This is a genomic window from Treponema sp. OMZ 798 (assembly GCF_024181385.1).
Lineage (GTDB): Bacteria > Spirochaetota > Spirochaetia > Treponematales > Treponemataceae > Treponema_B.
In genome coordinates, this window is record NZ_CP051305.1 from 1430975 (window position 1) to 1443963 (window position 12989).

Sequence of the window (12989 nt, forward strand, 5' to 3'; positions counted from 1 at the left end):
TTTTTATTAAGCCCTTCTTTAAAAGTCTTAATAACAAATTTAGTAACGCCCTCCCCTAGCCCGACCTCTGAATTTGCTTAAATCGTCTGTCTTTTATCTCAATTAAAAAATTAGCTCAAAACTTGCCTGAAATCGGGGTTCTTAGGGGCAGAGCCCCTAAGCAGCCGTTGAAGGGAGAGGGGGTCACAGGGGGAGAGGGAAACTTGCGTCTGAACAAGTTTCCCTTTCCTCCTCTATTTATCTATCCTCAAAAATTTTCCCTTTAAATCGAATTTAAGCTCAATATCATTATCAAGTTCTACTTCTTGTGCCTTTTTTTCAAGGTGCCAATCCGTGATATAATTATCGGGATAATTCTTTTTGACATAGTCTAAAATTTCTTTTGGTATAACTGAATCAGGAAGCTCTGAGTTACCGTCAATTCCGGTTATTTCGCCTTTAGAGTTAAAGTCCAAGTCAATCTTGTTGTCAAGCTCTACTTCATACTTAACCGATAAGCCGTCCTTTTCTTTTTCAATTTTTAAAGGTTTTGCATCAGGAAAGTGAGTTTTAATATAGGTTTGAGCTTTTTCGGGTAAATTGCTAAACTCTATAAACTTACTTTTTCCATAGAGCATACAGGAAGAAAAGAGCAAAAATACGGCAAACAAAAAAACATGCCTTCTAAAGATCACAGATTGTTTTTTCATAAACACCTCCACGTGTAAACGGTATGAATAATATAATCAAATAAGAGGAAAGCGGCAAATCAAATTTTACCTTGACAATCAATCAATTATCTTTAATAATATAACTATGATAAAAAAATATTTTGTGCTTTTTTTTGTGTTTAGTATTTCGTTATTTTCTTGTTCAAATTATTCAAAGGGCGATAAAGAGCGTTTTATCCCATTAAAAGAAATGAAAACCGATTACGAATATTTTTGGGACTTTATCGAGAAGGGCTATCCCAATAAAAATACATGTATAAGAAACGGAGCCGATTTAAAATCAATAAAAAAATATTATGCCGAAAAATTAAAAAACTTAAAAACCGAAATCGATTATATGAAATTTTACGGTATAATATGCTCCGGAATTACAGACAAGCATTTTTTTGGTCATCTGGGAATTGTAGATTACGGCTCATATAAAAACGATATTGAAACAATTTCTTTAGAAAATAAAAGAGATGAAGATTTTCACTATATAAAAAAAGATAAAAGAGTCGAGGCCTTTTATACAAAAGGTTTAGGTTCTAACGCCGAATATATGACTGCCGTACAAAGATATAAAAAACAAAAGAAAGATATAGCGAAATTCGTATTTAAAAAAATAAAAGACGATATTTTTTATATAAAAATACCGGCATTTTTACCTACAGAAAATTTTGATTGGAATGATTTTGAAAAGTATCAAAAAGAAATAACAAAAAACAAATATAAACATTTAATAATAGATTTAAGGGATAACGGAGGAGGCTATACCTTTTTATGGAAGAAATTTTTAGTTTCTCCTCTGATAAAAGAAGCAAAGACTTTTAAGATGATTGCTTTTTATAACCCTTCGGAATTTTCCGACCGCTACCTTCCATTTTTCTTAAAAGGAGATCGATGGACTTTCCCTGCAAAAATTTCAAAAAGAAAGAATTTGCCGCACTTGGAAAATTTAAATAAAGAAGAGGCAGCTTCTTTTAAAGAAGCCTATGATTTAGAATATACCGTAGAGCCTGAAAGAAGCGATTTTCAATTTGACGGAAAAATATGGGTGCTTGTAAATAGAAAATGCTATTCTGCCTCAGATGCCTTTGCTGCCTTTTGTAAGCAAACAGGCTTTGCAAGTCTTGTCGGCGAAAATACAGGGGGATCGGGCTTGTTACCCCTTCATCCAGTATATTTAAAATTACCCAAAAGCGGCATGCTTATAAAATACGATATGTTCTACACCTTAAACCCGGACGGTTCAAATAATGCGGAAACAGGCACTGACCCCGATTATCCTGTAAAACAAAAATATGCCTTAGAAACCTGTCTTGAAATAATCGAAAAAACTAATTAATACAAAGCTTTTAAAAGAAAAGCGGATTATCGAGGTAGGCACTTAAAACCATAAAGCTGTCCATGTAACCGGCCTTAACCTTTTTTGTATAGATATTCACATGAATAATCTCTTCATTGTCTTCATCCCATCTTTTTCCGTTAATCTCGATATAGTCATTTACACCAAAGGCATTTTCCGATGCAAAGCTTCCCGGGATAACCTCAGAAACCCTATAAGAATTTCTTTTACCCACCGATTCAAGTTTAAACCCAAAAACGGGAAGCATAGATCTTGCTATGCTGTCCTTTCTAAAAACCGAAATGCCCGGATATAAAGGCCGCTCGGCACATAAAACAGGCCAAGTTTTTTCTTCATAAATACCGGCCTCATTTTTTTGAAAACCTTTAATTAGTACTATAGTTTCGGGAGCAATCGATAATAAATTTGCCTGTATTTCTTCCACCGAATTTACAGGAACACCGTTAAATTCTTTTATTACGCTGCCCTCATTTATGCCCGAGATCGAAAAAGGACCGTCAGGAAGAACATAGTTTACAAGAACCCCGGCGGGAACTCCAGCAGCTGCATTGGAGCCTTTTTGGTTTTGGCCATGACAGCCCAGCCAAGAATGTCTTACTTCTCCGCCCTTATATAGATCGGGAAGAATAGCCTTTAAAAGCTCAACAGGGATTGCAAAATTAAGGCCCTCGTTTCTTTCAAGGCCGGCAAAGACTACGGCTTGAACAAGGCCCTTATCGTCCACTATAGGGCCGCCTGAGTTTCCGTGATTAACGGCAGCATCTATCTGCATTATATCTACCATAGAAAAAAGTCTGCGGTATTTTGCCGATATTATACCTGAGGTGAGCGTTTTTTCCAAACCGGCCGGAGAGCCTATTGCATAAATTCGGCTTCCTACACCTAAATCCTTTGAAGAACCAAGGTTAAAAATAAACTGAGGTGTGTACTCGGTCTTTACCAAGGCCAAATCAAACAGGGGATCCCAGCCTACAACCCTTGCAGGAATTTTCACATTGGGATTATCAGGCGACTTAATATAAAGCCTAGAATAGCCGTTATATTTTTTATCAACCTCGCTTTGGATAACATGATAATTAGTAATAAAATAACCGCGGGAATCTATAAAAAAACCTGAACCTATAACAATGTCGGGCGAGGCATAACCTCTTTGAATACGTGCCCCCCTATCTACCCAAACGGTAAGAGAGCCCTTTATCATTTCATCTATATTTTGAGGAAAAGAAGATGATTGGCCGGACAGAGGATTTTTTTTATTTTGCAAGTTTAAAAGAGGAAGATCGGCATTTTTTTTCCATAAGATATTCCTTTCTTCAAAGATACGCTCTTCAGTCCACCCGGCAGGGCGTTTTCCGATTGCAGTAAGAGACCTAAAGTAGCGGACAGCCTCATCCCATTTTTTTTCATCTATGCTTTTTAAAAATGCGGCTTCAGTTTTTTCTATCGATTTTAAGTTAATCTTGTCCACTTCTTCAAAATTTTTTGTGTTAAGATGCAGAATCTGAGATCTGATTAGTGCATCAGCTATCTTACCCGATTTAAGGAGTCTTTCGGCGTAGTCAACCTGATATAATACACTGGATCTATCCGAATAATCGACATATTCGGTATGTTCGGTTGAAGTACAAGAAAAAATCAATAAAAAGAGAAGAGAAAAAATAAGTTTACTCATTGATGATTTCAGCAAAAACAAACCCTCCGGAGCGTACGGCAAAAACTTCGATATTATTTATACTAAACATATAGGAAACAACCGGCAGGGTTGTTTGGTTAAATATTTCAGTAATTTTTTCGTTTACTTTTTCGATATTTACAGGACTTCTATTAAGCCAAAATACGTTTCCTTTATCCGAAGGAATAAGAATAAGATTTTCTTTTCCGTCAAACAATTGGACGGGAATTCCGTTTTTATAATTAACACGGATTGTTTTATTCAATTTGGGATGAATCCATTCGGTTTGAGAGTCCCCGTTTTCATATTGTGTATATGTAATTTCAGAGGAGCCGTCCTCATCACTGTCCCAAACCTTTGTAACAACACCGTCTTTTTCATAATATTCGGAATATTCATAGAGTTTGTTTTTATTTAAATCTATATCCATTCTTTTTAATATACCGTTTCGATCATACTCAATTCTTGTTTCAAAATAACCGTCCCCATTCTTATCTGCATTTTCAAAGACAGGTAAGCCGCTTCTGTAATTCGTTTGAGAGTACAGCGCTCCTGCAACACTTACCTCGGCTTTTATCGGGATACCCTTATCAAAGAATATTTTTTTTATGCCTCCGTCTATGTACGGGGTATTTTCTTCAGAAAAGGCCGAGGAGTAAATCAAGGAGCCTTCATGTATACTTCTTATACTTTTATCGACTTTTAAAGAAAAGAAAGCCTGTTGTTTTTGATGCATACCATGAAGCTTTAGATTTAATTCTTTTAATTCTATAGGAGCCCATTTTAGGTCAAGGGGGCGCATGGTATACTTCTTACCGTTTTTTATAAAATTTTTCACGGAAGGATATGAATCATAGGACAGCGAATACTCTCGTTTTTTTCCGTGAATTACAGATGGAACACCGAAATTACATTCTACAGTGTATTCGGGATAACCTGTTTGGAGAGGATCGAATTCCGCACACCAAGGTCTGCCGTTTTTATAATAAATTTTAGAATCTATAATTAAATCCCCGTTTTCGTCATCAACAATCAAACCTTCGTAGACAGATAAAAAATTTTTAAGTTCATTTCTCAATTCATTGTTTATAACCAAGCGTAAGAGCTCAACCAAATGAGATTCATACATAGCCTGAGTAAGAATGTACTCCTTCAAAATCGGATTAAAATAATAAACCTTAGCCGACAAAAATTCGTTTACAGCCGTTTGCTCGTCTATTATACCGTACCTTAGACAAAGTAAGGTAGAATATGAGCGGTTATATAAGTCATTAAGATCATGAGATTCGGTAAAAGGTAAGTACATACAGCGGTACAATTTTAACCGCCTGATATTATCTTCCGATTTTGTTTCAAAGGGACTTGCAAGCAAAAGAAGGGATGGGTCCTCATCCTGCCACGCATAAAGCCGGGAAATTATATGTCCGGCCAATTTTTTACCGAAAAAACTCACTTTTTTTCCGCGCTCTCTCAGAAAAAACAATTTTGCAAAACGGGAATCAAATGCCCAGCGGTCTAAGGTTTCGGATATCAGCTGCTTGGCTTCATCATATCGCCCCAAGCCGTAGAGGGCATCAGCTTTTACATAGTCAGCCTCAGCCGACTCAAAGGGTAAGAGCTTGACGAGTTCCAAAGCTTCCCTGTATTTTAACATTCTTGTATTGACTTGAGCAGCCAATAAACGGGCGGCATTTATATCGTATAAGCGCCAGATCATTCCGTCGGCACAAGCGGCATCGGCTTTTTGCAATATATCTTCGTTGGGTTGATTTAATTTTAAACCGCATATTGCCTGAATATATAAAAAATCGGCAGTTTTAGGATCATACACTTCACCAAGCTGAGCTTCAAATAAGGCTTCCTTCCATTTTTCTTCGGTAAAGAGCTTAGCAGAATTCTGTAAACATGATAGGGCAGCCGATAAATTTACCCCCTCACTTTGATCGGCATAAAGCCCCATAAAAATCAAAAGAAAAAAGGCTAAAATCTTATATTTGAGTTTAAAATCATAAAATTTACAAGATGTCATCTTTTACCCCTATAAAAACTTTTTGCCGAAAACGGCTCCGTATATTCCTTTAACTACCCCGCCCTCTTCGATTATCGGCAAAATATTTCTATTTTCGTAGTCTATATTCCACTCATTTATAATCTTTTTTACCGATTTTTTTGAACCGTAAGAGGTCTCTATCTCATCACCGAAAAGGCGTGAGCGCACACAAAAAGGAGGCTTAAAGGGACCTATACCGCAAGTTTTATCGCTCTCGTGCACTATAAAAAATCCGTTTTCTTTTTCTACAGCCCTAAAAGTTCCGGCGGGCGTATTAAAGGTGCAAGGCTTATCGATCCAAATAGAATAAAAGACGTCTCCCGGCTTTTCCTCATTTTCATCCTTAAAAAGCAAGACCGAATCTCCTTCTTTTTTTATACAAAAGCCGCCCGAAAAAATTATATTTTTTGTATCTGAAAGCTTCATTAAATCTTCAAAGACCGAGTAAGGGATTCTTCTTTTCCCTTTTAAAAGAATGAGACCTTCTTGAAGAAATTTAAGTTTTAAGGCTTCTTCAAGGCTTACAAAAAAAAGAAATTTACACCGGCAGCAGGCGACCCCTTTTTTGTTCTTATCCAATATCCATGCTTCTTTCTTTGTTCTATAAGAGTCAGTAATAAAATCGTTTTGAGCCCTGATTTTTGCTAAACTTTTATCCAAGCCGCTTTGCCAGCCGTCAAAACAAACGGTCAAAGCAGGAATAAGATTATGCCTGACCTTGTTCCTAAGATAGGAGGTCTCAAAATTAGTAGCATCTTCTCTCCACGGGATATTTTTTTCTTTTAAATATTCTTCTATTTCTGACCGGCTAATATTAAGAAGCGGGCGGATAAATCTGCCCCGTCTTGGAGAAATCCCCATAAGGGCTTCAGGACCGGCACCTTGAAAGAGCCTCATCAAAACTGTTTCATAATTATCGTTTTTGTTGTGGGCCGTCAAAATATAATCGGCATTTAAGGAATCCGCCGTCTTTTCAAACTCATTGTACCTCAAAAAGCGGGCAGCATCTTCAATTCCCGTTTTTCTGCTTCGGGCTTCATCGAATACCCTATTTTTGGGAATTTCAGTTAAGATACAGGGGCACTTATTTTTACAAAAGTCTAAAACAAATTGGGCATCGCCTAGGGTTTCATTTTCAGGCCTTATATTGTGGTTTACGGTTATGACAAAAATTTCGGCGTTTATATCGCTCTTTAATTCCAAGAAGGCTGAAAGCATGGCCATAGAATCGGCTCCTCCGGAAACGGCAAGCAGGAGTCTTACAGGAGCGGCATCTCGGCCGATCTTTTTATCGGATAGGGAGGAAAAGCCAAGAAGCACTTCTTTTAAAAACGATTTTACCATATGATAGATTTTACATAATTTATAAAAATGGTCAACAGTTATGAAAGGGGAAAAAATCAGTTTTTTAAAATACAGAATAAACAAAAAAACCTTCCGTTCTTTAACTTAAGGAAGCGGAAGGTTTTTATTCATAAAAATAAGACTTATTTAGCCTCTTCTGCAGCAGGGGCAGCTTCAGTAGAAGCAGCTTCTTCGCCTTCGGCCTCAGCAGCAGGAGTTGAAGTCTCGGCTGCAGCAAACTTGATGGCTGCAACAGTTATATCATCGCTTGTTAAAACGGTAACAGCCTCAGGAAGTTTAATATCCCTGACATGGAGCGACTGATTTACATCAAGGGCTGAAACATCAACAACGATTCTGGGAGGCAGATCCTTAGGCAGACACTCAAGTTCAAGCTCGGTTATACCTGTCTCAAGAATACCGCCATGGCGTACACCTTCGGGAGAACCTTCAAGTCTGATCTTAACCTTTGTACGTAAGGTCTTTCCTCTTTCTACCTCGTAAAAGTCGATATGTTTAATCTTATCCGTAACAATATCATGCTGAAAATCTTTAATAAAAACTTCGTAATCCTTTCCCGCTGCATTTAATGTTACAATAGTACTTTCGGTAACAAGTTTAAAAAGTTTCATAAATTCTCTTTCATCAACATCAAGAGAAACGGATTTGCCGTGCCTATCATACATTACTGCAGGAATTCTTCCCGCTCTTCTCATTTTTACAGCGGCATTTTTACCGTATGTAGATCTTTCATTTGCATTTAACAGTCTCTGTTCCATAACCCCAGAACTCCTCTACTACCAATTATTTAGTTTGCAAAAAGGACCGCCGATAAAAGCGGTCTCAAAACTGGGACGGTAGGATTCGAACCTACGGAATGACGGCACCAAAAGCCGTTGGCTTACCACTTGCCGACGTCCCAAATATATACAAAAAGCTAAAAGCTAAATTGTATCCAAAAACAGAAAAAACTATTATTACATCGCAAATTGACTGCTAAAGCTAGATTCCAGCCTCAGCATCTTGCCCGGGCATAACAGGTGTTTTTTCGTAAACCTCCAAAACAGCCTTTGTCATTTTTTCCCTGAACTCGGCAGTGATAGGATGAGCTATATTTTTAAACTCACCGTTACTCAGCTTCCGGCTCGGCATTCCAATGTACAAACCGTCATTACCCTCAATCACTCTTACATTATGAAGGACAAAGCAATCATCGAACGTAATATTAGCATAAGCCTTTAAACTACTCCCCGGACTCACTTTCTGAACACGGACTTCTGTAATTTCCATACTGTCCTCCTTGCATAAAATATTGGTAACATCTTTACCTACCAATATTTTACTACGCTTTCTATCAGAACGCAAGTAACAAGAAGAAAAAACATCGGCCATATTCAGCAAAAAGCTTGGAATAAGCATTTTTGACTGCTTTTTCATCTTTAAAAAGTCCAAAAACCGAAGAACCGGCACCGCTCATAAGAGCAAAGTCGGCCCCGTAAGTTAAAAGGTCTAGTTTTGCCTTTTTTATTGCAGGATATTCAATAAAAAGAACATCTTCAAAGCTGTTAAAAAAAGGCCATTCACGGCAGTCTTTGCCGCAAAAAAGCTCAGGATTAAAAGCAGGATTCAGTATCTCCGATTCTTTACGGCCTAAAAGGCTGTAAGCCCTGGGCGTAGCGCTTTTTATTTCGGGATAAATCAAAATCCCAAAATAATCTGAAGAAACGGAAACTCTTTTTATTTCTTCTCCGCGGCCTCTTACAACCGCAGCTCCATCTCCCAAAAAAAACGGAACATCGCTTCCTATTTTCAAAGCTATAGCTCTTAAGTCTTCTTCCCGTAAACGAGTAGAAAACATCTCATTAAGCCCCCGCAAAACCGAAGCGGCATCGGAAGATCCGCCTCCCAATCCGGCGCCTTCAGGGATTCTTTTTAGGATCCTCACGGTAACACCTTCAGAAATACCGGTAAAGCTTTTAAACTCTTCATAAGCTCTTGTAATGGTGTTCTCTGCCGGCAATTCAGCCAATGGAGACAGCACCTTACATTCTTTTTTATCCGGTTTTCTTTGCATTAAAAGATCGTCGGCAAGAGAAATCGGAGCAAAAACACTTACAAGGTCATGGAACCCGTCACTTCTCTTTCCTAAAACTTCCAAATGCAGATTAATTTTTGCATGAGCTTTAAGGCTAATCGCACTTTTAATCATGTCCTAAGCATTATATCCAATTATAAAGTTTTGTCAATACAAAATAAAGGAAATTAACGGCAAAATTATGATTTTTTAAGGCTTGCAGGGTTCCAGATCCCAATCCTTATAAAGAAGCTCCAAAAATGAACTCATAATATATTCTCCGCCGGAAATAGTATAATGATGCCCGTCATCCTTCATGAGCCTTATTTTTTTACCTTCGGCGTTTTTAAGGGTATCGGTATAAGGGACACCATCCCCCGGAACTATACTGCTTAGAGAGAATTTTTTAAGAATAATCTCGGAGTATTCAGATGCTATTTTTTTATGTAAGTCTTCGATATAAAGTAATTGGGCATTGTATATCTTATCCCGGACAACAGGCATTCCGAGCCAATATACTTTTTTTGTATTTGCAAACAAAACGTCCAAATGAGTTTTTATCTTATCCCTATAAGCCGTTTCCCAGTTCTCGGTTTCTTTTACGAGGACCTTGCCGTTGTCTGCATAAAAATTTTGATAATCATTCATTCCTAAAAAAATTACGGCAATATCATAGGGTTCATTCTTACTTTCTTCAAACACATTCTTTAATTTTTTAGGCCAGTTATAGTAATCGCTTCTTATAAAACCTGAGGAGTGAACGGAAATTTCTTTTACCTTTATCGAAGAATTTTGACCCGTAAGCCTTAAAAAACCTGCAGCAATGCTGTGCATTTGAGAATCTCCTATCATTAGGATACGCAAGGGTTTTTCGGTATTATAGGTATAAACCTTTTTAGGTTCATCAGCCTTTTCTGCCTCTCCTTCTTTGGAGGCAGTTTCGGATATATCTTCTTTTTTTAGCTCTAATGCTTTTTGCTCAAGCCTCAGCTTTTCAAGTTCTGCAATTCTAAGCTGTTCGAGAATTTTTAGCTTATCTAAAAGAATATTTAAATTTTCGAGTTTTACTTCAAGCTCATCTACCATTTTTTTTACGGCTGCGGTATCTTCCGGTTTTGATTCCTCGGATAAACCGTTTCTTGCAGTTTCCAAGTCTTTTTGCAGACTGTCTATGGGAGATTTTTCATTTTGAGGTTTATCGATATTCTCTCCTATGTTCTCTAAGACTAAAAGCTTTTCCCTGCGGATTAATTCTTCCGAATCCATATAATAAAAAGAATCCCAATCACTTAGCCCTTCAAGACCTGCATAGCGCAAAAACAGAATCCTTGCAGAAGGAATAATATTATCCAGTTTCAGTTGTTGCGACAAACCAGAAACAGGTTTCACAACAGTCTTAAACACTTCTGCAGCATAAGGATTTTTTATTTTAGATGAAAAATCGTCTAAGGATTTACCTAGGAGCAGCATAAAGAAAAAAATACAAAGTAAAAAAAACAAAAGAGCCTTGTTGGCAGAATAAAAGAAAGATTTTTTATTTTTAGGTTTTATTTTAAGAGAAAAAACATCATTTATTTTTTTTATTGTATCTTTTAGCTTCATATGTTAACCCTCACCTAAAACGCAAAATAGATAAACGGGGGGATGCCCGAAGTTGAAACCGCATAAACGGCAGCTAAAAAACTTACGGTGATAACAACTTTGAAAATCATCGGAAGACGGCTATATATCGTAAAAGCTTTTTTTCTTAAACTTTCCGAAGGAAGCTGTAAAATAAGACCTGCAAAAAAGATTAAAAGAATAAAGGGACTTATAATTTGAAAGGGCTGAGACACATTTCCCAAGGATCGTAAATATAAATTCAGTTCCGATAGAGATGACGAAAAAAACACAAGCCAGCTGATATTTATAAATATAAAGACCGGTATAATTTTCAAAAAATCAAAACCTTTTTTTACATTTTGTTTTTCACCTAAAGGCTCTCCTCCTAAGGCTTTCTTTTTTTTCACTTCTGAAAAAATTCTCTCGATACAAAGCATTGTTCCCTGCATCGCTCCCCAAATCAAAAAGGTCCATGAAGCTCCATGCCAAAGACCTGCAATGAGCATCGTAAAAAAAAGCGCAAAAAGAGCCCGAGCAAGGCCAAAACGGGAGCCGCCTAAGCCGAAATAAAGGTAGTCGCGAAGCCATGAAGAAAAGCTTATATGCCACCTTCTCCAAAATTCGGTGATTGACTTTGAAACATAGGGGCGGTTAAAGTTTGCAGGGGTATTAAAGCCTAAAAGAATGCCTATACCTATCGCCATGTCGCTGTATCCCGAAAAATCGGCATAGATAATAATCGTATAACATAGCACCCCAAAAATGAGCTCCCATGTATTATAAAATGAAGGATTTGCAAAAATTTTATCTGTCACAAGGATGGTTAAAAAATTTGAAATTATCATTTTTTTATAAAGACCTGAAATTAAAAGCACAATTGCATTGTCGAAGGCTATGGGCCTTGCTCCTTTTTCATTGTCACAGTTAAGAGCTCTCGGAAGGTCCTTAAAAAAATATTCGGCCTGAACAATGGGGCCTGAGGACAGCTGGGGGAAAAACGATACATAGAGTAAAAAATCCCAAAAAGACTTGACATGCCTTATCTTACAAAGATAGATATCAAAGACATAGCTCATGCATCGGAAGGTATAATAAGAAATACCTACAGGAAGTAAAAGAGACCAAGAGCGTACATGGCTTAAAAAAGGCGATACTGAGTACATATCGGGAAAAAAGGTATTTAAATACGAAAGCAGTCCGTAAAGGTATTTAAAAAATCCCAAATACAAAATATCGAGAATGCAGATAATGATTACGATAGCCTTTCTGGGTACGTAATTTTTTTCTTTATCGATAAGAAAGCCGTAAAAATAATTTATAAGGGTAAAAACAAAAAGCAGGATACAAAAACGCCAATCCCACATCGCATAGAAAAAATAAGAGGCGGCCGTCAAAAGTATTTTCCGTTCTTTTTCCTGCCTAAAAATATACCAGTATAAAAAAAACACTGAGAGAAAAAATACGGCAAACGAAATCGTAGGAAAAAACATTGGTTTAAGTCTAAATTACCTATTACGGGAAGGTAACAGGCTTATTTGCCATCTTACGCTGAATCTCTGCAGCCCTGGAAGCAGGCATCAAAGAAAACCAATAAGCAACCGAAGAGTTTTTACCTTCCTCTATTGCCATCTTTTCTACGGCTCTAAGCACATCTATTACATCCTGATCATCCATCGAAAGGAGGTTGGCAACAGCCTTTTCAGGAGGCATACCGTTAATATATTTTGCTATTTGAACTATATTGGCTTCACGGGAATCCCGCTCCACCATTAAAAGGTTAAAATTCTTTTCTTTTTCTTCTATAGCCAGCCTGCGGTCATCCAGTTCCTCGGCAACCTGTTTATTTTCATTTTCTTTCGATTGAACATCTTCTTCCCGTTTATCCAGTTCCTGCGATCGGACTTCCAAAGCCAAAAGACGTTTTTCGTAGCGGTCATTTTCCAAATCAGCCATCTCATCGGCATCTAATGGAGCAATACCTTCAGCAGTTTTTAAGCCGAAAAGGGAGTAAACAGGAGAAAACAAAGTCCGTGAGCTGATTAGACCTAAATAGTCAAACCACAATAGGCCTCCGAACACGAGTAAAATAATCAATATTAAAAGAACAATAATTCGTCCTATAGTTCCGCTTCTTCTCAAAACTTTTACCTCCCATAAAAATTTTTTAAAACTCGTCAGATAAACAGAGA

The 12989-nt window shown here is 37.3% G+C and carries 11 protein-coding genes and 1 tRNA gene; 1 reads left to right on the forward strand and 11 read right to left on the reverse strand.

What is annotated here, in order from left to right:
* Window positions 1-233 precede the first annotated feature (233 nt).
* Window positions 234-689, reverse strand: a complete 456-nt coding sequence (locus E4O07_RS06750) for a PepSY-like domain-containing protein (protein ID WP_253688103.1) — start codon at window positions 687-689, stop codon at window positions 234-236.
* A gap of 106 nt (window positions 690-795) precedes the next feature.
* Between E4O07_RS06750 and E4O07_RS06755 the strand changes: the two genes are divergently transcribed.
* Window positions 796-2037: a S41 family peptidase gene (locus E4O07_RS06755; RefSeq protein WP_253688104.1), complete on the forward strand. Its 1242-nt coding sequence runs from the start codon at window positions 796-798 to the stop codon at window positions 2035-2037.
* Window positions 2038-2047: 10 nt separating this feature from the next.
* Here the strand turns inward: E4O07_RS06755 and E4O07_RS06760 are convergent, their stop codons facing one another.
* The 10 genes from E4O07_RS06760 to E4O07_RS06805 form a co-directional block, all read right to left on the reverse strand.
* The gene (locus tag E4O07_RS06760) at window positions 2048-3745 is read right to left on the reverse strand and encodes a S1C family serine protease (RefSeq protein ID WP_253688105.1); all 1698 of its coding nucleotides are present in this window, start codon (window positions 3743-3745) and stop codon (window positions 2048-2050) included.
* On the reverse strand, window positions 3723-5759 hold the full coding sequence (locus E4O07_RS06765) for a tetratricopeptide repeat protein (protein WP_253684696.1): 2037 nt from the start codon (window positions 5757-5759) through the stop codon (window positions 3723-3725). The genes E4O07_RS06760 and E4O07_RS06765 overlap by 23 nt, the downstream gene beginning before the upstream one ends.
* Before the next feature lie 9 nt (window positions 5760-5768).
* The gene (tilS, locus tag E4O07_RS06770; RefSeq protein WP_253684697.1) at window positions 5769-7124 is read right to left on the reverse strand and encodes a tRNA lysidine(34) synthetase TilS; all 1356 of its coding nucleotides are present in this window, start codon (window positions 7122-7124) and stop codon (window positions 5769-5771) included.
* A 143-nt stretch (window positions 7125-7267) separates the two neighbouring features.
* Window positions 7268-7903 (reverse strand): 50S ribosomal protein L25, encoded by a 636-nt coding sequence (locus E4O07_RS06775; protein ID WP_253684698.1) that lies wholly within the window; start codon window positions 7901-7903, stop codon window positions 7268-7270.
* A 70-nt stretch (window positions 7904-7973) separates the two neighbouring features.
* Window positions 7974-8046 (reverse strand) — tRNA-Gln (locus E4O07_RS06780).
* Between the two features lie 80 nt (window positions 8047-8126).
* On the reverse strand, window positions 8127-8414 hold the full coding sequence (gene spoVG / locus E4O07_RS06785; protein WP_253684699.1) for a septation regulator SpoVG: 288 nt from the start codon (window positions 8412-8414) through the stop codon (window positions 8127-8129).
* 64 nt (window positions 8415-8478) lie between these two features.
* Window positions 8479-9333: a 4-(cytidine 5'-diphospho)-2-C-methyl-D-erythritol kinase gene (gene ispE / locus E4O07_RS06790; protein ID WP_253684701.1), complete on the reverse strand. Its 855-nt coding sequence runs from the start codon at window positions 9331-9333 to the stop codon at window positions 8479-8481.
* A 75-nt stretch (window positions 9334-9408) separates the two neighbouring features.
* A complete protein-coding gene (locus E4O07_RS06795; RefSeq protein WP_253684703.1) occupies window positions 9409-10800 on the reverse strand; it encodes a DUF459 domain-containing protein in 1392 nt (463 codons plus the stop codon).
* Between the two features lie 14 nt (window positions 10801-10814).
* Window positions 10815-12290, reverse strand: coding sequence for an MBOAT family O-acyltransferase (locus E4O07_RS06800; RefSeq protein WP_253684705.1), 1476 nt, complete (start codon window positions 12288-12290; stop codon window positions 10815-10817).
* A gap of 22 nt (window positions 12291-12312) precedes the next feature.
* Entirely contained in the window at window positions 12313-12939 is a 627-nt protein-coding gene (locus E4O07_RS06805) for a periplasmic-type flagellar collar protein FlbB (RefSeq protein ID WP_253684707.1), read from the reverse strand.
* Window positions 12940-12989 lie beyond the last annotated feature (50 nt).